Genomic DNA, 21,585 nt, shown 5'->3' with positions numbered 1-21,585 from the left:
CAATGCCAGGGTATAATTTGGCATTTGACAATGTGCACGCTGTTGAGTTCTCAAGGACCAAACTCACCGGGGACCCAGCCTTGGAAGACTTTTGCCCTGGGCAGATGTATGATCTTTTTGCACTGTTCGACGATGTCGAGATCGTGCCGAAGTCCCTTGCGGAACGAGCCGTAACTCTACATCATCTTGTTCAGTGTTCGCAACTCGCTTGGTCCGAGGCTGTGAAGCAACTCGAGGACTTGGAAGTTGGTCCCGCTTGAGGCCGGAGGAGCTTCGCTCCGCCGCACCTTTGGGGTGACGAGTGATTACTTTACACACGACCTGGCGGGTGTGGCCAAACCCCCGTGCATCCCGGGCGTGTCGCGGTCTGGAGGCCCGGAAGTACGGGGTTCTCAGCCCAGCGGCAAGATGAGCACCGTCCCGAGCGAGACCGAGGCGATGACGATCCAGGACGCCAGGCCGACGAGCACCGCGCGGCCACCGGTGCGGACGAGGGCCTCGAGGCGGATGCCCGACCCGAGGCTGACGAGTGCGAGCCCGAGCAGGACCGACTGGACTGTGCCCGCCGTCGCGAGCAGCGCCTCCGGAAGGGGGACCAGCGTGCGGACGAGAACCATGGCGGCGAAGCCCGCGACGAAGAGCGGGACGATCGGCGGGCGTGCTCCGCCGTCGGCGCCCTGCCGGCGGACGACCGTCGAGGTGATCGCGACGATCGGCGCGAGCATCAGCACCCGCGTGAGCTTGACGATGACCGCGACCGCGAGTGCCGCGGCGCCGGCGGTCTGCGCGGTGGCCACCACCTGACCGACGTCGTGCACGCTCGCCCCCACCCAGGCGCCGAACTCGAGCTCGGTCAGGCCGACCCACCGGCCGATCACGGGCAGGACCGCGATGGCGAGGGTGCCGAAGAGCGTGACGAGGGCGACGGGGGTCGCGGCGTCCTTGCCGCGGTCGCGCGTCACCGCGCTCATCGCCCCGACGGCCGAGGCTCCGCAGATCGAGAAGCCGGCGGCCAGCAGGAGGGGCTGGTCACCGGGGAGCCGGGCCCACCGGCCGAGCAGATAGGTGACTCCGAAGGTCAGCGCCAGGATCGCGATCACGGCGACGATCGTCACCCAGCCGAGGCCCGCGACGTCGACCAGGCTGAGCTGCAGACCGAGCAGGACGACCCCGATGCGCAACAGGCGCTTGGCCGCGAGGGTGAGTCCGGGCTTCCAGCTGCCGTCGAGTCGCGGGCGGAGGGGCCGGACCTGGGCCACGACGATGCCGAGCAGGACGCACCAGGTGAGCACGGGCACCGCCGGCAGCAGGAGGTGCAGCACCCAGGCCACCCCGTAGGCGGCCCCGGCGACGGCGAGCCCCGGCACCGACTGCGCGCGCGAGGGCGCGGAGACGGCGGAGGGACTCACCGGACGGGCCTAGACCCGGTTCTTGGCGGGGTTGATCAACGAACCGAGGCCCGAGATCGCGACCTCGACGGTCTGGCCCGACGTGAAGGGGCCGATGCCCGAGGGCGTGCCGGTCAGGATGACGTCGCCGGGCAGGAGCGTGAAGACCTCGGTGACGTACTCGATCAGCTCGGGGATCTTGTGGATCATCTGCATCGTCGACTCGCGCTGCATGACCTCGCCGTCGACGCGGGTCTCGATCGTCGCGTCGGTCCAGTCGAACTCGTTCTCGATGTAGGGCCCGAGCGGCAGGAAGGTGTCGTAACCCTTCGCACGGGTCCACTGCCCGTCGGCGTTCTGCACGTCGCGGGCCGTGACGTCGTTGGCCACGGTGTAGCCGAACACCACGTCTTGGTAGTCCTCGGCCTTCACGCGCTTGGCGATCGAGCCGATGACGATGGCGAGCTCGCCCTCGAAGTCGACGCGCCCCACGTCGGGCGGCAACTGGATCGAGTCGCCGAAGCCGATCACCGTCGTGTTCGGCTTGAGGAACAGGATCGGGGAATCGGGCGCGGACTGACCGAGCTCGTCGGCGTGGTCCTGGTAGTTCAGGCCGACGCCCACCACCTTGGAGCGCGGGATCACCGGCGCGAGCAGCTTCGCCTGCCGCAGCGACACGCGCTCGCCCGTGGTCTCGTACCCGCTGTACATCGGGTCGCCGGCGAGGACGATGAGCTCGCGCTCGTCGACGATGCCGTAGCGGGGGTCTTCTCCGGGCGTGGCGAAACGGGCGATCTTCACGCGTCGAGCCTAGTCATCCAGCCGTGGACGTCGGGACGGCGGCCGTACTGGATGTCGGTCAGCTCTTCACGCAGCGACATGGTCAGTTCGCCGCCGGACGCGGCGGGCGAACCGATGTGGATGCCCTCGCCCTTGAGCTCGGCGATCGGGACGACGACCGCGGCCGTGCCGCAGGCGAAGACCTCGACGATGTCGCCGGACTCGACGCCGTCACGCCATTCGTCGATCGTCACGCGCCGACGCTCGACGCGGTGGCCCCGCGCCTCGGCCAGCTCGAGGATCGAGTCACGCGTGATGCCCTCGAGGATCGAGTCGCTGTCGGGCGTGACGAGGGTGCCGTCCTTCTTCACGAGCACGACGTTCATGCCGCCGAGCTCTTCGATGTAGGCGCTCTCGGACGAGTCGAGGAACAGCACCTGTTGGCAGCCGTTCTCGTACGCCTCTTGCTGCGGCAGCAACGACGACGCGTAGTTGCCGCCGGTCTTGGCGGCCCCGGTGCCGCCCTTGCCTGCGCGGGCGTAGTTCGTGGTGAGCCAGATCGAGACGGGAGAGACTCCGCCGCTGAAGTAGGCCCCGGCCGGGCTCGCGATCACGTGGTACGACACCTCGTGGGCGGCGCGGACGCCCAGGAAGGCCTCGGTGGCGATCATGAACGGCCGAAGGTACAGGCTCGTCTCGGGCGCCGACGGCACCCAGTCGAGGTCGGCCCGCACGAGCTGGCGCACCGACTCGACGAAGTCGTCGGTGCTGAGCTCGGGCAGCGCGAGACGGCGGGCCGAGCGCTGCAGGCGACGACCGTTGGCGTCGGGCCGGAACGACCAGACCGAGCCGTCGGCGTGGCGGTAGGCCTTCATGCCCTCGAAGATCTCTTGGGCGTAGTGCAGCACCGAGGCGGACGGGTCGAGCTGCAGCGGTCCGTACGGGTGCACGGACGCCGCGTGCCACCCGTCGGCGAGGGTCCACTCGATCGTGACCATGTGGTCGGTGAAGTGCTTGCCGAAGCCGGGGTCGCTGAGGATGGTCTCGCGTTCGGCGTCGTCGCGGGCCGTCTCGGACGGTGTCAGCTCGAACTGCAACGGGAAGCCGGCCGGGTCGTCGGTCGGGGCGGAGACGTGGTCGGTGGTGGTCATGATGCCCTTCAGGCGGAGGCAGACGGGGACGGGGTGCGGACGCGGTNGATCGCCGAGCCGATCTCGGCGGTGCGGCGGGCCGGCAGCGACGCGTCACGCGACGCCCGGTCGGCGATGTCACCGTCGACGGCCCGGGTGACGCGGGCGGCCGCTTCGGGCAGGCCCAGGTGCTCGAGCAACAGCGCGACGGACAGGATCGCCGCCGTCGGGTCGGCCTTCTGCTGGCCGGCGATGTCGGGCGCCGAACCGTGCACCGGTTCGAACATGCTCGGGAAGGCCCCGTCGGGGTTGACGTTGCCCGAGGCCGCGAGGCCGATGCCGCCGCTGATGGCGCCGGCGAGGTCGGTGAGGATGTCGCCGAAGAGGTTGTCGGTGACGATGACGTCGAACCGGGCCGGGTCGACGACCAGGTGGATGGTGGCCGCGTCGACGTGCTGGTAGTCGACCGTCACGTCGGGGTACTCGGTCGCGACGGCGTCGACGGTGCGCTGCCAGAGGCTGCCCGAGAACACGAGCACGTTGGTCTTGTGCACCAGGGTCAGCCGGCCCCGGCGGCTGCGGGCCTTCTCGAAGGCGAAGCGCACGACGCGCTCGACGCCGTAGGCCGTGTTGACGCTGACCTCGTTCGCGATCTCGTGCGGCGTGCCCTGCCGCAGCGCGCCTCCGTTGCCGACGTAGGGCCCCTCGGTGCCCTCGCGGACGACGACGAAGTCGACCTCGCCGGGCGACGAGAGCGGCGACGGCACGCCCGCGTACACCTTGGTCGGCCGCAGGTTCACGTAGTGGTCGAGCGCGAAACGCAGCTTCAGCAGCAGACCGCGCTCGATGATGCCCCCGGCCAGGCGGGGGTCGCGCGGGTCGCCCCCCACGGCACCGAGCAGGATCGCGTCGTGCGACGCCACGGCCGCCAGGTCGGCGTCGGTGAGGATGTCGCCCGTCTCGAGGTAGCGGGTGGCACCGAGCGAGAACGTCGTCACGTCGAACGTCGCGTCGTCACCTGCCGCGACCTCGAGCACCTTCAGCGCCTCGGCGACGACCTCGGGGCCGATGCCGTCTCCGGGGATGGCGGCGAGTCTGACGGTGCGGGGCATGGTTCTCCTGGCGTCTCGGGGGGCTCGCCACACTTTACCCGCGGCCGCGGCGGCCGCGGGGCCCGGGGGTTCGTGCCGGTCCACCCGTGCCGGGGTGGCCCGGTCGACGTGCACCGCGGTGGCCCGGTCGGCCCGGTGCCGGGGCGTGCCGGTCGGCCCGATGCCGGGGCCTGCCGGTCGACGCGGGGCCTCAGTCGGCCGAGGAGGCGCGGCGCAGGGTCGTGAGCGCGACCACCACCGCGGCGACCATCACCAGTGCCCCGACCCCGGCCGTGACGACGAGCCCCTGGTCGAAGGCGTCGGTCGCGGCGTGCAGGAGGGACGTCGCGAGGTCGTCGGGCAGCCCGGACGAGACCGCCACCGCGCCTCCCAGGGTCTCTCGGGCGGCCTCGCCGACCTCGGTCGGCACGCCCTCCGGCACGACCAGGGCTCCGCGGTAGATCGCGGTCAGCATGCTGCCGAGCACGGCCGTGCCGAGCACGGCACCGACCTCGTAGGCGGTCTCGGACACCGCCGAGGCCGCCCCCGCGCGGTTCGGCGGCACGGCCGCGATGATGAGGTCGTTCGAGATCGTCTCGGCCGCTCCGACGCCGAGACCGACGAAGGCGAAGGCCACGACGAAGACGGCGACCGGGGCTCCGGCACCGGTCGCGAAGACCGCCGCGTAGGCCAGGGCGGCCGACGCCAGGCCGATCGCGACGATGGTGCGCGGGCGCAGCCACCGGACGACCCGCACGACGCCGAGGCCCGCGAGGATCATGACGACCAGGCCGGGGACGAGCGTCATCGCGGCCTGCAACGGACGCAGTCCGACGACGAGCTGCAGGTGCTGGGTCGTGAAGAACAGGAAGGCCACGAGCGCCACGACGGCGAGCAGGTTGACCATCACCGACCCGGCGAACACGGGGTTCGTGAAGAGGCGCACGTCGAGCAACGGACGCGGGCGGGCGAGCTGGCGGCGGACGAACAGCCAACCCGAGCCGACGCCGACCACGGCCAGCACGACGACGGGCCAGACGAGGCCGTCCGTCGCGAGCAGCTTGATCGCCGCGACGACCGGTGCCATCGCCGCCAGTGAGAGCACGACCGACTGCGGGTCGGCCGGCCCGGGGTCGGGGTCGCGGCTCTCGGTCAGCAGCAGCGGGCCCGCGATCACGAGCGGGACGAGCACGGGCACGGCGATGAGGAAGACCGAACCCCAGGCGAAGTGCTCGAGCAGCACGCCGCCGACGATCGGCCCGAGGGCGGACCCCGCGGCGAAGCCCGAGGCCCAGACCGCGATGGCGAGGCGACGCTGCTCGCGGTCGAGGAAGGTGCTGCGCAGCAGCGACAACGTCGCCGGCATGATCATCGCCCCGAAGAAGCCCAGCACGGCACGTGCGGAGATCAGCTGCTCGGCGCTGGTCGAGAAGGCCGCGAGCACCGAGACGACGGCGAAGCCGCTCGCGCCGATCAGCAGCAGCTTGCGGCGACCGAAGCGGTCCCCCATCGACCCCATGGCCACCAACAGGCCGGCGAGGACGAGCGAGTACACGTCGACGATCCAGAGCTGCCCCGCGGCGCTCGGCTGCAGGGCGGTCGAGATCTCGGGCAGGGCGAAGCTCAGCACCGTGTTGTCGACCGACACGAGCAGCACCGGCAGCATCAGGACGACCAGCGCGGCCCACTGTCGCCGCCCGGCACGGGGCGGGACGCCGGTCGGGGTGGTGGTCGGGACGGGGGCGGGGCGGGTCATGGTGCTCTCTCGAGATCGGTCCAGCGAGGTGTCTGGTGGGACGGCCGGCCGGTGGGCACCGCGTGCGCCGACCGCCCGCCGGGGCAGGAGGCGCGGGCGCTGACCGTCCGGACGGTACAGTTACACCGTCCAGACGGTACAGTAACAGAATGAGTCCCCGACCGTCAGCCCGAGGAGCGATGCTCGACACGTTCGAGACGCTCGTCGTCGACGAGGGCGAGCGCGCCGCCACCTTCGACGCCGTGGCCGCCGCCGCCGGCGTCTCGAAAGGCGGCCTCCTGTACCACTTCCCGACGCGTGAGGCCCTGGTCGACGGCCTCGTCGACCGGCTCACGACCCTGCTCGACGACGACGTGGCCGCGATGACCAGCGCGCCGGAGGGCGTCGTCGACTACTTCGTCCGCACGTCGTCACCGGCCGCCATCCCCGCCGACGACCCGCTCGACCGCTGCATCACCGCCGTCTCGAACCTGGCGGCCAGCGGCCGTCACCCGCGGGCCCTAGCGGCCCTGACCGCGATGCAGGCCCGCTGGCACCAGGTCGTGCTCGACGCCGTCGGCGACCCCGCGGTCGCCCGGGTGGTGTCGCTCGTGTCGGACGGGCTCTACTTCACGCCACGGCCGTTCTCACCGGCGGACTCGGGCGGCGACCCCCGACACGACGCGTCGATCGACGACGTCATCGCCGTGCTGCAGCGGCTCGTGCCGCGGGGCTGACCCGCGCCTCCCGCGCGTCCGGCCGGGCGACCAGGCGACCCGGCGGCCGGGCGACCGGCACGAGCCGAGGCCCCTCCGTGCGCGACGGGGCCTCGAGGACCTCTCGCGGCCTCGGCGGTCAGACGGCGACGATGCAGGCGGGGCTGCCGGTCGTGAACAGGTCGACGGGGGCACCGGGCAGACCGGTCGCCTCGTCGAGGGGCAGCACCGAGACGGTGTCGGACCCCTGGTTGGCGCAGTAGAGCAGGCCGTCGGCGACGGCGAAGTGGCGGGGCCACGCACCCCCGCAGGGCACCTGGCCGACCAGGCGGAGCCGCGAGGGCTCGGCGCCGTCCGAGCCGCCCTCGGCGTCGACCGACGCCTCGAGCACGCTGATCGTGTCGCGGCCCCGGGTCGCGACGTACACGCGCGAGCCGTGCACGGCGAGGTGCGACGGGAGGTCGCCCTGCTCGTTCGGCTCGCCCTCGACGACGGCCACCGAGTAGGGGATGACGAGTTCGTCGCCCTGACGACGGACCACGTACAGGCGCGCGTCGAGCTCGCCCACGACGAGCAGGTCGTCGCCGAGCCAGTCGAGGTGCCTCGGGCCCGAACCGGCGGGCATCGGGTGGACGGCGACGACCGACGGCTCGAGCGTGACGGTGTCGACGGCGATCTCGATCAGCCGGTCGGTGCCGAGGTCGCTGACGAGGTGGGTGCCCCACGGCGTCGGGACGATCTGGTGGGCGTGCGGCCCGCCCTGGCGGTCGGCGACCGGGCCGGAGCCGGCCGGGAGCGCCACCGTCGCGGTGACGCGTGCCGGGTCGGTGGCCTCGGAGCTCAGCACCCCGAAGGTGCCGCCGACATAGTTCGCCACGAGGAGCGCGTTCGAGGCCCGGTCGTGCGCGATGTGGCAGGGCGACGCCCCACCGGAGGCGGCGACGCCGGCCCCGACCAGCCGACCGGCCGCGATCGTGTACGAGAGCACGCGCCCCTCGGTCGTCTCGGCGACGGCGTGCAGCGCTCCCTCGGTGACGACGAGGAACGACGGGTCGTCGGCCTCGACGACTTGCCCGGCCTGCCAGCGGCCGTCGGCCCGCGAGCGTTCGAGCACCGTGATGCCGGTGCCGTGGCCGCCGCTGACCGCCGTGTACGACCCGACGTACAACCGCTGCGGGGCGTCCGCCCGGGCGTCGGTCACGACCGGCCCGTGCCGAGGTCGTCGCCGGCGGCGATGCGCTCGTGGTGGTGGATCACCTCGGCGACGATGAAGTTCAAGAACGACTCGGCGAAGGCCGGGTCGAGCTGGGCCTCTTCGGCCAGGCGGCGAAGGCGCTGGATCTGCACGCGCTCGCGCTCGGGATCGCTCGCCGGCATGCCCGCCGCCGCCTTGAGCAGGCCCACGGACTGCGTGTATTTGAACCGCTCGGCGAGCATGTGCACGAGCGCGGCGTCGATGTTGTCGATGCTCTGACGGATGCCCGAGAGCTCGTCGATCGCGCCCTGGTCGGCCGAGCTGAGGGGGCTGTCCGCCCCGAGAGGACTGTCGAGTGCCATGCACCGACCCTATCGGCGACCCCGGCGACGAGGCCGCCGACGGACGAAGGAGGCGCGTCCCGCTCTCGCAGGACGCGCCTCCTTCTCGGCCGTGTGCGGCCGTGTGCGGCCGGGTGCGGTCAGTCGACCAGCGTCAGCGTGACCTCGACGTTGCCGCGCGTGGCGTTCGAGTACGGGCACACGTGGTGGGCCGCGTCGGCGAGCTCCTGTCGACGCTCGGCCTCGACGTTCGGCGTGTAGATGTCGAGTTCGACGGCGAGGCCGAACCCGCCCTCGCCGTTGCCGCCGATGCCGACGCTCGCCGAGACCTCGGCGCCGGTGGTGTCGACGCCGAGCTTCTTGCCGGCGCCGTGCATGGCGCTGAGGAAGCAGGCGGCGAAGCCCGCGGCGAACAGCTGCTCGGGGTTGGTGCCCTCGCCCGAGCCGCCCAGCTCCTTCGGCGGACGCGTGTCGAAGTCGAGTCGGTCGTCTTCGCTGCGGACGTGGCCGTCACGACCCCCGCCGGTGGCGTGGGCGATGGCGGTGTAGGCGATGTCGAGTGTCATGAGGAGAAGACCATACCTAGATTCTGGGAGTTGGCTCGGTGGCGGGTGTGTGTGGTAGCGCGGCTCAACCGAGCAGGTCGTGCCGCTGCACGATGGCGTCGCGGCCGGGACCGACGCCGATGGCCGAGATGCGGGCGCCGCTCATCGCCTCGACGGCGAGCACGTAGTCCTGGGCGGCCTTCGGCAGGTCGTCGAACTCGCGCGCACCGGTGATGTCTTCGCTCCAGCCGGGGAACTCCTCGTAGATCGGCGTCGCGTGGTGGAAGTCGCTCTGCGAGACGGGCACCTCGTCGTGACGGACGCCGTCGACGTCGTACGCCACGCAGACGGGGATCGTCTCGAGGCCCGTCAGCACGTCGAGCTTGGTGAGCACGAAGTCGGTGACGCCGTTGATGCGGGCCGTGTAGCGCGCGATGGGGGCGTCGTACCATCCGCAGCGGCGCGGGCGGCCCGTGGTCGTGCCGAACTCGAAGCCGTTGGCCCGCAGGAACTCGCCCGAGGCGTCGAACAGCTCGGTCGGGAACGGACCGGCACCGACACGGGTCGTGTACGCCTTGACGATGCCGATGACCCGCTCGATGCGGCCCGGGCCGATGCCCGAACCGGTCGAGGCCCCGCCGGCGGTCGCCGACGACGAGGTGACGAACGGGTACGTGCCGTGGTCGACGTCGAGCATGGTCGCCTGACCCGCCTCGAACAGCACGGTCTTGCCGGCCTCGAGCGCCTGGTGGATCTCGAGCGCGGTGTCGGCGACCATCGGCTTGAGGCGCTCGGCGTACGACAGCAGCGACTCGACGACCTCGTCGACCTCGATCGCGCGGCGGTTGTAGATCTTGACCAGCAGGTGGTTCTTCTGGTCGAGGGCCGCCTCGACCTTCTGCCGCAGGATGCCCTCGTCGAAGATGTCTTGCACGCGGATGCCGACGCGGTTGATCTTGTCGGCGTAGGTCGGGCCGATGCCGCGACCCGTCGTGCCGATCTGGCGCTTGCCCAGGAACCGCTCGGTCACCTTGTCGAGGGTGCGGTGGTAGTGCGTGATGACGTGCGCGTTGGCGCTGACCCGCAGCCGCGAGACGTCGATGCCGCGGGCGATCAGCGCGTCGAGCTCGTCGAAGAGCACCTCGATGTCGACGACGACGCCGTTGCCGATGACGGGCGTGACACCGGGCGAGAGGATGCCGGAGGGCAGCAGGTGCAGCGCGTACTTCTGGTCGCCGATCACCACCGTGTGGCCCGCGTTGTTGCCGCCGTTGAACTTCACGACGTAGTCGATGCGGCTCGACAACAGGTCGGTGGCCTTGCCCTTGCCCTCGTCGCCCCACTGGGCTCCGATGATCACCACTGCTGGCACGGGTCTCTCCTCACGTCGGGGGAACGCACCGGGTGAGGTGCACTTGAGTCTACCGGCAGCCGCGTCCGGCACGCCCGGTGGCGGTCGGGAGGCACGGTGCCGGCCGGACCGACGGCACCGGTGGTCATTTGTGGTTTCTTACGACAAACTGTGCCCATGAGTCTCGTCGCCGGGGTCGACTCCTCGACCCAGAGTTGCAAAGTCGTCGTCCGTGACCTCTCGACGGGCGCACTCGTCCGACAGGGGTCGGCCGGGCACCCCGCGGGCACCGAGGTGCCCCCGGCCGCATGGTGGGAGGCGCTGCTCACGGCGATCGAGGACGCCGGCGGCCTCGACGACGTCGCGGCCCTCTCGGTCGCCGGGCAGCAGCACGGGCTCGTCGCCCTCGACGCCGACGGCCACGTCGTCCGCGACGCGCTGCTCTGGAACGACACCCGCAGCGCCCCGGCCGCCCGCGACCTGATCGCCGAGCTCGGCGCGGACGCCTGGGCCCGGCGCACGGGGTCGGTGCCCGTCGCCTCGTTCACCGCGACGAAGCTGCGCTGGCTGCGCGACGCCGAGCCCGAGGCCGCGGCGCGAGTCGCTGCGGTCGCCTTGCCGCACGACTGGCTGACCTGGCGCCTCCTCGGTTTCGGCCCCGCCGACGAGAGCCCGCTCGGGCCCGACCTCGACGCCCTGGTCACCGACCGGTCGGACGCCAGCGGCACCTCGTACTGGAGCCCCGCCGACGAGGGCTACGACCTCGACCTGTTCGAGCACGCCTTCGGTCGCGCGGCTCGCGAGGCGGTCGGCGCCCGGGAGACCGGTGCCGACGCCAGTGCCGACGCACGCGTCGTGCTGCCGCGCGTGCTGCAGGCCGACGTGGCCGCCGGCACGAGCGTCGCGAACGGGGCGGTTCCGGCCGGCATCGTGGTGGGCGCCGGCGCGGGCGACAACGCCGGTGCCGCGCTCGGGCTCGACGCCACCGTCGGCGACCTCGTGATCAGCATCGGCACCAGCGGCACGGCGTTCGCGGTGACCGACCGTCCCGTCACCGACCCGAGCGGCACGGTGGCCGGCTTCGCCGACGCCGCCGGCGGCTACCTCCCCCTGATCGCCACGCTGAACGCCGCCCGGGTGCTGTCGTCGATCGGCGGACTGCTGGGCGTCGACCACGACGAGTTGTCCCGGCTCGCGCTCGCGGCCGAACCGGGCGCCGGTGGCCTCACTCTCGTGCCCTACTTCGAGGGCGAGCGCACCCCCGACCTGCCCGACGCCACGGCCACGCTCTCGGGCCTGACCCTGGCCAGCTCGACCCGCGAGAACCTGGCCCGGGCCGCCGTCGAGGGCATGCTGTCGGCCCTGGCCGACGGCGCCGCCGCGGTCCGCCGACAGGGGGTCGAGGCCAGCCGGGTGCTCATCATCGGCGGGGCCGCCCTGAACCCCGCGGTCCAGGCCGTCGCCCGCCAGGTGTTCGACCTGCCGGTGGTCGTGCCCGAACCCGGCGAGTACGTCGCCGACGGAGCGGCACGGCAGGCGGGCTGGGCCCTCTCGGGGACGCGACCGACCTGGGCTCCGGCGACCAGCGCCTCCTTCGAGTCCGACCTGCGACCCGCCGTGGGCGAGCGCTACCGGGCGGCGCAGGGGCTGGGTTCGCTGCCTCGACCGTGACCGGCGGCCACCACGGCGCAGGAGGCGCGGGTGGCGCGAGGGGAACGGTCCGGGCAGGAGGCGCGGGGCGCGCCGCATAGGATCGGGCCATGCCCAGCGACCCGGCCAGCACGCGCACGACCATGGCCGAGGACTACCTCAAGGTCATCTGGAAGGCCGAGGAGTGGGCGGACGAGGGCGCCGACTCCGGCATCTCGACCAACGAGATCGCGGCCACCCTCGGGGTCAGCGCCTCGACCGTCTCGGGCAACCTGCGCAAGCTCGACCGCGACGGCTACCTCGACTACGAGCCCTACCGACGCATCGCGCTGAGCGAGAAGGGTCGGGCGATCGCGGTGTCGATGGTTCGGCGGCACCGCCTGATCGAGACGTACCTCGTCGAACGGCTGGGTTACGGCTGGGACGAGGTCCACGACGAGGCCGAGGTGCTCGAGCACGCGGTCAGCGACCGGCTGCTCGACCGGTTCGACGTCGAGCTCGGGCACCCGACGGCCGACCCGCACGGCGACCCGATCCCGGCGGCCGACGGCACCGTCGTGCGACCGCCCGCCCACCCTCTCGGCGACTTCGTCGAGGGCGAGTGCGGCTTCGTCGTGCGCGTCTCCGACGACGAACCCGAACTGCTGCGCTACCTCAGCTCGCTCGACCTGCGGGTCGGCGCCCACGTCCGGGTCGGCGAGCGCCGCGACTACGCCGGATCGCTGCAGGTCGTCCTGACCGACGCCCACGACCGGGCGGTCGGCAGCGTCGAGCTGGCCGGGGTAGCCGCCGCGTCGGTGTGGGCGAACTCCGAGCCGCACACGCACGCCTGAGCGCGGCGGGACATGCCGCCCGGGCGCGCGCCTGCCTGCCGGTCTCGGCGCCTGGCCGCCACGAAGTAAACAGTCCGCCACGCAATCGCGTGGCGGACCGTTTACTTCGTGGCGGGATGCGGGACGGGGCGCGAGCAGAGGAGGCGCGGGCCGGGTCAGCAGGCGCGGGCCGGGTCAGGAGGCGCGGGCGGCGGACGCCGGATCGGCCAGCACGGACGCGAAGGCGAGCTCGGCGGCGCCGATGGTCAGACGGTCGGCACCGAGCGCGGCGCGGACGAGCCGGACGCCGTCTCGGGCCCCGGGCAGGGACTGCGAGCGGACCCGCTCGGCCAGGCGGTCGGGGTCGGCCGCGTGCAGCGACCCGAGGAACCCCCCGAGCACGATCAACTCGGGGTTGAACGCGTTGACGACGCCGCGCAGGGCGACGGCCAGGAAGTCGATCTGTCGTCGGACCTCGACCGCGACGGGCGACCCGGGCTCGGCACCGGCGAGCGCCGCGTCCAGCCGGTCGGCCTGACCACGGTCGAGCCCGGTGACGGCGAGCAACCGTGCCTGACCGACCTCGGTCTCGAGGCATCCGACGGCTCCGCAGTGGCACACCCGACCGGCCGAGTTGACCAGGGTGTGGCCGATCTCGCCGGCGTAACCACCGACGCCGGTCATGGGTCGGCCGTCGAGCAGGACTCCCCCGCCGACGCCACTGGCACCGCCGTTCAGGAAGACCAGGTCGTCGACGCCGCGGCCCGCCCCGAACCGGCCCTCGGCGATCGCGCCGAGCGACGCGTCGTTGGCCGCCTCGGTGGGCAGCCCGGTGGCCGAGGCCAGCACGGCCGCGAACGGTTCGTCGACCCACCCGAGGTGCGGGGCGAGGCGCACGACTCCCCCGGCGGCGTCGACCAGGCCCGGCACGGCGACCCCGACCCCGACCACCCGCACGTCGGACGCCAGCGCCCCAGCTCGGAGGTCGGCGATGACGGCGGCCGCGACGCGCGCGGCGTCGGACGCCGTCGGCACGTCGACGGTGTCGCGTCGCACCCGGTGCTGGACGGCCCCGTCGAGGCCGACCACGCCGACGGTGACGGCGTCGATCTCGGGGTTGACGGTCAGGGCGACGACCCGCGCGCTCGGGGTGACGACCGGGCTCGGACGCCCGACCTTGTTGCTGCCGACGGGGTCGCTCTCGACGACGAGCCCGAGTTCGACCAGTTCACCGACGAGGGCCGCGATCGTCGACCGGTTGAGCCCGGTCGCCTGGGTCAGGGCCGACCGTGACGCGGGACCGTCGACGTGGACGAGCGCGAGCACGGTCGCGAGGTTGGCCCGACGCACCCGGTCGAACCGGGCCCCGAGGTCGGGCGACGGGGACGGCGTGGCGGTCGGCGCCGGCGTGGGGTCTGCCATCGTCTCGTGCCTCCTGGGTTCTCGACCGAGGCTAGCGGCCCGGCCGACGACCGTCGTCCGGTGCTGCGTCGCCGCCCGACGCCACCGCGTCGTCGCGCACGGCCGCGTCGTCGTGCACGGCCGCGTCGTCGCGTGTCGCCCAGAGCAGGCTGCGCTTCACCAGGGTCCGCACCGTCGGGTGCTCGAGCACGTCGACGGAGTGCCCCGGCGTGACGACGGCCATCCGACCGCGGCCCCAGCGGCGCGTCCAGACGGCGGGCGAGGTCACGGGACGACTCCAGGGGTCGCCGACCCGCGCCTCCCGGGTCGTGGTCGCGAGCACGTCGAGGAGGTCGTCGTGCAGCAGCCAGTACTGCTCGGTGACGAGCTCGAAGTCGGTGAGACCGCGGGTGATGGGGTGGTCGCGGGCGGCCTCGGTGAACCGGATCGCGTACGGCACGAAGGCGTCGTGACCGTCGTGCCGTTGCTCGCCCGCGGGGCGACCGGGGTGCGCGGCGAACTGCGCCCCGACCAGGTGCAGGTAGTCGGCGTCGGCCCGGAACGAGTCGACGACCCCGCCGTGCCAGCCCGCCAGGCCGGTGCCCGCGGCGACGGCGGCCCGCAGGCCCGCGGTGGCCTCGGGCTCGATCGAGCCCATCGAGACGCACTGCAGCACGAGGTCGACGCCGGCCATCAGCGCGGCGTCGGCGTAGACGTCGGGTCCGTCTCGCCGGTCGACGTCGAAGCCGGCCCGTTCGAGGAACGGCACGAAGAGGTCGGTCGCGCCCACCGGATCGTGGCCGGGCCAGCCGCCGCGCACGACGAGTGCCGTCCGTGTCATGTCCGCCCCCTCGTCGCCGGGCGGGTGCCCGGCACGGGTCCACGGTACGCGGCGCGACGATCTCGGAACGGATGCGACGACCCCCTTGCCAGGCGGGCTGCCCGCGGATATGTTCGTACTCGCAACAAACGCACTCGACGATGAGGAGACACCATGGCGACCACCCCCACCCGCGACGACAAGTTCTCGTTCGGCCTCTGGACGATCGGATACAACGGCTCGGACCCCTTCGGCGGACCCACGCGCCCCCAGCTCGACGTGGTCGAGGCCGTCGAGAACCTCGACCGCCTGGGCGCCTACGGCCTGACCTTCCACGACGACGACCTGTTCGCCTTCGGATCGACCGACGCCGAACGCCAGAAGCAGATCGACCGCCTCACGGGCGCGCTCGACGCGACCGGCATCGTCGTGCCCATGGTCACCACGAACCTGTTCAGCGCCCCCGTGTTCAAGGACGGCGGCTTCACCTCGAACGACCGTGGCGTCCGCCGCTTCGCGCTGCGCAAGGTGCTGCGCAACATCGACCTCGCCGCCGAGCTCGGGGCGAAGACCTTCGTCATGTGGGGCGGCCGCGAGGGCGCCGAGTACGACAGCGCGAAAGACGTGCAGGCCGCGCTCTCGCGCTACAAGGAGGGCGTCGACATGCTCTCGCAGTACGTGCTCGACAAGGGCTACGACCTGCGCTTCGCGATCGAGCCCAAGCCCAACGAGCCCCGCGGCGACATCCTGCTGCCGACCCTGGGCCACGCGATCGCCTTCATCGAGACGCTCGAGCACCCCGAGATGGCCGGCGTGAACCCCGAGGTCGGCCACGAGCAGATGGCCGGGCTGAACTTCACGGCCGGCATCGCCCAGGCGCTCTACCAGGGCAAGCTCTTCCACATCGACCTCAACGGCCAGCGCGGCATCAAGTACGACCAGGACCTCGTCTTCGGCCACGGCGACCTGCAGAACGCCTTCTCGCTCGTCGACCTGCTCGAGCACGGCTCGCCCCAGGGCGGCCCGACCTACGACGGCCCTCGTCACTTCGACTACAAGCCCTCGCGCACCGAGACGATCGAGGGCGTGTGGGAGAGCGCGGCGGCCAACATGCGCATGTACCTGCTGCTCAAGGAGCGCGCGCAGGCGTTCCGCGCCGACCCCGAGGTGCAGGAGGCGCTGCTCGCCAGCCAGGTCGCCGAGCTGTCGGTGAACACCCTCGCCGACGGTGAGGGCTACGAGCAGCTGCTCGCCGACCGCGCCTCGTACGAGGACTTCGACGCCGACGCCCACTTCGGTGGTCACGGCTACGGCTTCGTGCGCCTGCAGCAGCTCGCCCTCGAGCACCTGATGAACGCCCGCTGACCCTCGGCTCGCACCCGTCGCGACATGCCGCCCCGTCCTCGGACGTGGGCGGCATGTCGCGTCTCGTCGCCGCTGCGCCGGGGTGCGCTAGCGTGCTGAGCAGCCCGCCCGACCCGAACGGACACCCGAATGCCCGCACGCCCTCGTCGCCGCACCTCCGGCCGCCCCTCCGTCGCCGTGATCGGCACCCGCGGCTACCCCAGCTACTACGGAGGCTTCGAGACCGCCGTCCGCCGCATCGCCCCCGCCCTGGTCGACGCGGGCTGGGACGTCACGGTCTACGGTCGCGACGGCTCGACCCGCGACGACGACCCGGCTCGGGACCACCGCGTCGTGTCGCGCCTGACGAAGGGCGTCGAGAGCAAGTCGCTCAGCACGTTGAGCTACGGCCTCACCGCCGTGCTGGACGCGCTCGTGCGACGCCCCGATGCCGCGCTCGTGATGAACGTCGCGAACGGGTTCTGGTTGCCGCTGCTCAGGCTGCGGGGCATCCCCGTGCTCGTGAACGTGGACGGGATCGAGTGGGAGCGCGCGAAGTGGGGCCGGGCCGCCAAGACGGTGTTCCGCCTGGGGGCCAAGGCCAGCGCCCGCTTCGCGAACGGGTTGATCTGTGACGCCCGCGAGATCGTGCGGCGCTGGCAGGCCGACTTCGGCGTCGAGGGCCTGTTCATCCCCTACGGCGGCGACCCCGTCCGCGAGCTGCCGGTCGAGCCGGGCCAGACGCACCGCGGCTACGCGCTGGTCGTCGCCCGGTTCGTGCCCGAGAACACCGTCGTCGAGTTCGTCGAGGCTGCCCGCACCGTCGCCGAACGCCACCACGTCGTGATCGTCGGCTCGACCGGGTACGGCGGAGAGCTCGACGACCTCGTGCGTCGCCTGGCCGACGAGAACGATCGCGTGACCTGGCTCGGCCACGTCAGCGACGACGACCGCCTGCACGCGCTGTGGCAGCACGCCGGGGCGTACTTCCACGGTCACAGCGTCGGCGGCACGAACCCCGCCCTGGTGCAGGCCATGTTCGCCGGGGCGCCCGTCGTCGCCCGCGACACGGTCTACAACCGCGAGGTGCTCGACGGCGCCGGCACCCTCGTCGCACCCCAACCCGCGGCCATCGCCGCGGCGGTCACCGCCCTGCTCGACGACCCCGCCGAGCAGGAGCGCCTGAGCGCCGCCGCCCTGGCCCGCGCCGCGGACGCCTACACCTGGCAGTCCGTCTGCGACGCCTACGAGGAGGCGCTGCGAGCGACCTTGCCCCGCCCGCGCTGATCGATCGGCCACGTCCCGCTAACTTGCACAGTGCTGTGCAAGATCGTACGATAGGGGCATGTCCGATGCCGATGCCCCCGCGGGCGCCGCCCCCGTGCGCGCCACCCGCGCGCCGCGACGCGACGCCGCCGCCAACCGCGACGCGCTGATCGCCGCCGCCGCACTGCTGCTCAACCGTGACCCGGCCGTGTCGCTCGAGGCCATCGCCGCCGAGGCCGGCCTCTCGCGCCGCTCGGTCTACGGCCACTTCGCCACCCGCGACGACCTCGTCCGCGAGGTCAGCCTGCGCGGTGCCGCTCGCATCGGCATCGCCGCCCGCCCGGCTCCCATCGCCGACCCCGTCGTCCAGCTCGCCTCGCTCGCCGCCCGCCTCTGGGCCGAGGTCGAGCACGTGCGCGTCATGGCCCAGCTGACCGTGCGCGGGCCGATGGCCCACGAGGTCGGCGAGGCCCTCGCCCCGCTGCGGAAGGCCGTCCGCGACGTCGTGCGCCGGGGCGTCGAGTCGGGGCGCATGCGCGACGACATCGCTCCGCGCACCCTCGCGCACCTCGTCGAGGGCGCCGCCCTGTCGGTGCTCGACGAGGCGACGACCCAGCGGCTCAGCCGGGCCGAGGGCCACCGGCTCGTCATGCTCGCCGTCCTCGGCGTCGTGGGGCTCGACTGGCGCACCGCCGGCCGGCTCGTCGCCTCGACGCCCGAGCTCGCCCTGCCGCCCGAGCCGGCGACCGGCGCGTCCGTCGACCAGCCGGCCCGCGCCTCCTCGGTCGACCCGGCGAGCGCCGCCACCACGTCACCCACCGGAGACCCCGCATGAGACTCGAACTGCACGACGTCGCGATCGGCGAGGGGCCGGGCGCAGCCCTGCCCGCGCTCAGCGTGGTCGCCGACCGGTGGACACCGGGCTTCGTCGCTGTCGAGACCGAGAACGCGCCCACCCTCGCGGCACTCGTCGCAGGGGGTCGGATGCACCCCGAGAGCGGTCGGGTGACGGTCGACGGCCGGTCGGACGACGCGGCGATCCGCGCCTCCTTCGCCCTCGTCGACACCCCGACCGTGGCCGAGCCGTTCGCGGCCCTGACGGTCGTGCAGGTGGCCCGCGAAGAACTGGCCCTGGCCGGGTCGCGCTCCGACAAGGCCTCGGCACGCCTGCTGCTCGACGAGATCGGCCTGCGCGAGCACGAACGGACCCGCCTGGGCGCCCTGCCGACCGAGCTGCGCGTGCGCCTGCTCTGCGAGCTGGCCGTGCTGCGCCCCGAGGTGCGAGGCCTCGTCGTGACGACCCCCGAGCGGCACGGCGGCGACGTCGCGGCGTGGCTCTCGGTGGTGCACGACCTCGTCGGCCGCGACTACACCGTGCTGACCATCACCGGGTTCGCCGCCCTCGCGACGATCGAGTCGCTGCCGACGCCGGACTTCGCCCCGGCCGCACCCGCCGCACCGATCGCGACCGACGCCGACGCCGAGACCGACGCCGCCCCTCCTGCCTCCTCCGACGACACCGCGGTCGCCACCTCCCCCGACACCTCCGTCGAAAGCGACCAGCCGTGAAGATCCTCGCCCTCGTCCGTTCCGAGCTGCAGCGCCTCACCGCCACCCCGCTCGCCCGTCTGGCCCTCGTCGCGCTGATGACGGTGCCGCTGCTGTACGGCGGCCTGTACCTCTGGGCCAACCAGGACCCCTACGACAAGCTCGACCGCATCCCCGCCGCGCTGGTCAACGCCGACGCCGGCTCGACGGTCGACGGCGAGGCCGTGAACTACGGCGACGAGGTCACCGACCAGATCACCGACGGCGGCGACTTCGACTGGCACGTCGTGTCGGCCGCGCAGGCCGCGGCCGGTCTGCGCGACCAGACCTACGACTTCACCTTCACCATCCCGAAGGACTTCAGCGACGACCTGACCTCGGCGAGCGGCGACGACCCGACGCGCGCTCAGATCACCCTCGCGACGAGCGACGCGAACAGCTACCTGTCGTCGACCATCGCCGAGCAGGCGGCCAAGACCATCCGGGCCTCGGTGACCGAGAAGGTCGGCAAGGAGGCCGCGAGCCGCCTGCTGGTCGGCCTCGCCGACGTCCGCACCAACCTCGGCAGCGCGGTCGACGGGGCGAACCAGCTCGTCGCGGGCACCGGCTCGGCGGTCGCCGGGGCGAACCAGCTGGTCGACGGCGCGGCCGACGCGGCCGGCGGCGCGCACACCCTCGCCGACGGGACGAGTCAGCTCAGCTCGGGGGCGTCGACCCTCGACACGGGGCTGCAGACCCTGAAGAGCCAGACCTCCGACCTCCCCGCCCAGACCCGGGCCCTCGCCGACGGCGCCGCCCAGGTGGCGGCCGGCAACGACGCGCTGGCCACCGGGGTCGGTGACGCGGCCACGACGAGCGCGGCCGCGGCCGCCGCCCTGCCCGCCGCGCAGCAGCAGGCCCGGCAGCAGATCGCCGCGGCCCTGACCGAACAGGGCTACACCCCCGAGCAGATCGAGCAGATCGCCGCGACGTTCGCCCCCGCCACCGACTCGTTGACCACCGCCCTGCAGGACGCGAACGCGCAGCTCCAGGGCCTGAACACGCAGGTCGGGCAGCTCGCCGCGGGTGCCGACCAGGTCTCCTCCGGTGCCGCGACGCTGGCCGCCGCGACCCCGGCCCTGACGCAGGGCATCTCGTCGGCCGCCGCCGGGTCGTCGCAGCTGGCCACGGGCGCAGCCAGCGCTGCCTCGGGCGCCTCGACCCTCGCGACCGGGCTCGACACCCTGAGCACGGGGTCGACCACCCTGCGCGACGGCATCGTCAGCCTCGACACCGGCACGACCCAGCTGCGCGACGGCCTGCAGAGCGGCCTCGGCGAGATCCCCGCGAGCACCGAGCAGACGCGCGACGACCAGGCCGGCGCGATCAGCGACCCGGTCTCGGTCACGGACGACGCCCTGACCAGCGCGGGCACCTACGGCGCGGGCCTCGCACCGTTCTTCATCAGCCTCGCGGCCTGGATCGGCATGTACGCGCTCTTCCTGATCGTCAAGCCGATCTCGAAGCGGGCGATCACCGCCGTCAAGGCCCCCGTGCGCATCTCGCTGGCCGGCTGGCTGGCCCCCGTCGTGCTGGGAGTCGTGCAGATGGTCGCGCTCTACCTCATCGTCACGCAGGCGCTCGGCTTCGAGGTCGCGCACCCGCTCGGCATGATCGGCCTGATGGCGCTGGCCTCGGCGGCGTTCGCGGCGATCATCATGACGCTCAACGTCTGGCTCGGCAGCGTCGGGCAGTTCTTGGGGCTCGTGCTGATGGTCGTGCAGCTCGTCACGGCCGGGGGCACCTTCCCCTGGCAGACCCTGCCCGCGCCCCTGGCCGCCCTGCACTTCGTGCTGCCGATGAGCTACGCCACCGACGGCCTGCGCCAGGTGATGTACGGCGGCAGCACGGCGGCAGCCTGGGGCGACGCGGGCGTGCTCGCGGCCTGGCTGCTCGGTGCCCTCGTGCTGAGCTGGGTCGCCACGGCCCGCATGACCCGGGCCCGCACGTTGCGCGACCTGCGACCGTCGCTGATCGGCTGAGCCGCGGGGTGGCGGCGACCGCCACCGGGGACGCAGGAGGCGCGGGTCACCCGACCCGCGCCTCCTGCGTACCCGACGGCGTGGGCGGTCAGCCCGCCTGCGCCTCGAGCGTCGGCAGGACGCTCGGGTCGGCGTCGTCGAGGAAGGTCGTCAGGCGCTCGACCTCGTCGACCTCGCCGATGGCCGACGCGCCCCGTCGGAGCGCGAAGAGCGACCGGAGGACGCCGCGGTTGGGCTCGTGCGACCACGGCACCGGACCCTGGCCGCGCCAGCCGGCCTTGCGCAGGGCGTCGAGGCCGCGGTGGTAGCCGACGCGGGCGTACGCGTAGGCCTCGAGGTCGGCGCCCCGGGCCGCGGCCTCGTCGGAGAGCAGGGCCCAGGCGAGCGACGAGGTCGGGTGGGCGGTGACGACCTCGGCGACATCGAGGGTCGAGAGGTCGGCGACGACCTC

Annotated in this window: 21 protein-coding genes; 9 read left to right on the top strand and 12 right to left on the bottom strand. The window is 72.9% G+C overall.

Translation table 11 applies throughout. The features are described from left to right. Positions 1-260 (top strand): hypothetical protein (locus ASG05_RS16915; protein ID WP_235491476.1); only part of this gene is annotated, 260 nt, incomplete at its 5' end. Between the two features lie 132 nt (positions 261-392). On the opposite strand, the gene ASG05_RS11660 is transcribed toward ASG05_RS16915, so the two are convergent. The 5 genes from ASG05_RS11660 to ASG05_RS11640 form a co-directional block, all read right to left on the bottom strand. Beyond that, a complete protein-coding gene (locus tag ASG05_RS11660; protein WP_056260686.1) occupies positions 393-1,409 on the bottom strand; it encodes a YeiH family protein in 1,017 nt (338 codons plus the stop codon). Positions 1,410-1,418: 9 nt separating this feature from the next. Beyond that, positions 1,419-2,189: a fumarylacetoacetate hydrolase family protein gene (locus tag ASG05_RS11655; RefSeq protein WP_056260684.1), complete on the bottom strand. Its 771-nt coding sequence runs from the start codon at positions 2,187-2,189 to the stop codon at positions 1,419-1,421. Next, complete coding sequence (locus ASG05_RS11650; protein ID WP_056260682.1) at positions 2,186-3,319, bottom strand: branched-chain amino acid aminotransferase; 1,134 nt, start codon at positions 3,317-3,319, stop codon at positions 2,186-2,188. The genes ASG05_RS11655 and ASG05_RS11650 overlap by 4 nt, the downstream gene beginning before the upstream one ends. A 47-nt stretch (positions 3,320-3,366) precedes the next feature. Further along, a partial coding sequence (locus tag ASG05_RS11645; protein ID WP_235491475.1) for a 3-isopropylmalate dehydrogenase occupies positions 3,367-4,410 on the bottom strand: 1,044 nt, incomplete at its 3' end. 190 nt (positions 4,411-4,600) lie between these two features. Next, positions 4,601-6,145: an MFS transporter gene (locus ASG05_RS11640; protein ID WP_056260678.1), complete on the bottom strand. Its 1,545-nt coding sequence runs from the start codon at positions 6,143-6,145 to the stop codon at positions 4,601-4,603. Between the two features lie 149 nt (positions 6,146-6,294). Here ASG05_RS11640 and ASG05_RS11635 point away from each other — a divergent pair, with 149 nt between their 5' ends. Then, the gene (locus ASG05_RS11635) at positions 6,295-6,861 is read left to right on the top strand and encodes a TetR/AcrR family transcriptional regulator (RefSeq protein WP_056260676.1); all 567 of its coding nucleotides are present in this window, start codon (positions 6,295-6,297) and stop codon (positions 6,859-6,861) included. Positions 6,862-6,979: 118 nt separating this feature from the next. Here ASG05_RS11635 and ASG05_RS11630 read toward each other — a convergent pair whose 3' ends face one another. The 4 genes from ASG05_RS11630 to ASG05_RS11615 all read right to left on the bottom strand — a co-directional run bounded on the left by ASG05_RS11630 (position 6,980) and on the right by ASG05_RS11615 (position 10,293). Continuing rightward, positions 6,980-8,041, bottom strand: coding sequence for a beta-propeller fold lactonase family protein (locus tag ASG05_RS11630; RefSeq protein WP_056260674.1), 1,062 nt, complete (start codon positions 8,039-8,041; stop codon positions 6,980-6,982). Further along, positions 8,038-8,397: a chorismate mutase gene (locus tag ASG05_RS11625; RefSeq protein WP_056260672.1), complete on the bottom strand. Its 360-nt coding sequence runs from the start codon at positions 8,395-8,397 to the stop codon at positions 8,038-8,040. The genes ASG05_RS11630 and ASG05_RS11625 overlap by 4 nt, the downstream gene beginning before the upstream one ends. Before the next feature lie 119 nt (positions 8,398-8,516). After that, positions 8,517-8,942, bottom strand: a complete 426-nt coding sequence (locus ASG05_RS11620; RefSeq protein ID WP_056260670.1) for an organic hydroperoxide resistance protein — start codon at positions 8,940-8,942, stop codon at positions 8,517-8,519. Between the two features lie 64 nt (positions 8,943-9,006). Next, on the bottom strand, positions 9,007-10,293 hold the full coding sequence (locus ASG05_RS11615; protein ID WP_056260668.1) for an adenylosuccinate synthase: 1,287 nt from the start codon (positions 10,291-10,293) through the stop codon (positions 9,007-9,009). 156 nt (positions 10,294-10,449) lie between these two features. Between ASG05_RS11615 and ASG05_RS11610 the strand changes: the two genes are divergently transcribed. Further along, complete coding sequence (locus ASG05_RS11610; RefSeq protein WP_056260667.1) at positions 10,450-11,943, top strand: FGGY family carbohydrate kinase; 1,494 nt, start codon at positions 10,450-10,452, stop codon at positions 11,941-11,943. Positions 11,944-12,032: 89 nt separating this feature from the next. Beyond that, on the top strand, positions 12,033-12,755 hold the full coding sequence (locus ASG05_RS11605) for a metal-dependent transcriptional regulator (protein WP_056260665.1): 723 nt from the start codon (positions 12,033-12,035) through the stop codon (positions 12,753-12,755). Positions 12,756-12,929: 174 nt separating this feature from the next. Here the strand turns inward: ASG05_RS11605 and ASG05_RS11600 are convergent, their stop codons facing one another. Continuing rightward, on the bottom strand, positions 12,930-14,156 hold the full coding sequence (locus ASG05_RS11600; protein ID WP_082486674.1) for an ROK family protein: 1,227 nt from the start codon (positions 14,154-14,156) through the stop codon (positions 12,930-12,932). Between the two features lie 31 nt (positions 14,157-14,187). Beyond that, positions 14,188-14,976, bottom strand: a complete 789-nt coding sequence (locus ASG05_RS11595) for a ThuA domain-containing protein (protein WP_082486673.1) — start codon at positions 14,974-14,976, stop codon at positions 14,188-14,190. 153 nt (positions 14,977-15,129) lie between these two features. Here ASG05_RS11595 and xylA point away from each other — a divergent pair, with 153 nt between their 5' ends. The 5 genes from xylA to ASG05_RS11570 all read left to right on the top strand — a co-directional run bounded on the left by xylA (position 15,130) and on the right by ASG05_RS11570 (position 21,134). Then, entirely contained in the window at positions 15,130-16,320 is a 1,191-nt protein-coding gene (xylA, locus tag ASG05_RS11590) for a xylose isomerase (RefSeq protein ID WP_056260663.1), read from the top strand. A 129-nt stretch (positions 16,321-16,449) separates the two neighbouring features. Further along, the gene (locus tag ASG05_RS11585; protein WP_056260661.1) at positions 16,450-17,586 is read left to right on the top strand and encodes a glycosyltransferase; all 1,137 of its coding nucleotides are present in this window, start codon (positions 16,450-16,452) and stop codon (positions 17,584-17,586) included. A 58-nt stretch (positions 17,587-17,644) separates the two neighbouring features. Further along, on the top strand, positions 17,645-18,400 hold the full coding sequence (locus tag ASG05_RS11580) for a TetR/AcrR family transcriptional regulator (protein ID WP_082486672.1): 756 nt from the start codon (positions 17,645-17,647) through the stop codon (positions 18,398-18,400). Next, the gene (locus tag ASG05_RS11575) at positions 18,397-19,134 is read left to right on the top strand and encodes a hypothetical protein (protein WP_056260658.1); all 738 of its coding nucleotides are present in this window, start codon (positions 18,397-18,399) and stop codon (positions 19,132-19,134) included. Before ASG05_RS11580 ends, ASG05_RS11575 begins: the two co-directional genes overlap by 4 nt. Beyond that, positions 19,131-21,134 (top strand): YhgE/Pip family protein, encoded by a 2,004-nt coding sequence (locus tag ASG05_RS11570; RefSeq protein WP_056260656.1) that lies wholly within the window; start codon positions 19,131-19,133, stop codon positions 21,132-21,134. Before ASG05_RS11575 ends, ASG05_RS11570 begins: the two co-directional genes overlap by 4 nt. Positions 21,135-21,222: 88 nt before the next feature. On the opposite strand, the gene ASG05_RS11565 is transcribed toward ASG05_RS11570, so the two are convergent. Further along, the coding region (locus ASG05_RS11565; RefSeq protein WP_082486731.1) for a DUF3151 domain-containing protein at positions 21,223-21,585 on the bottom strand (363 nt) is incomplete at its 5' end.

The organism is Frigoribacterium sp. Leaf186 (assembly GCF_001423905.1).
Taxonomy (GTDB): domain Bacteria; phylum Actinomycetota; class Actinomycetes; order Actinomycetales; family Microbacteriaceae; genus Frigoribacterium.
The sequence above is the reverse complement of the archived record's forward strand: the minus strand, read 5'-3'. Positions and strand labels throughout refer to the sequence as shown.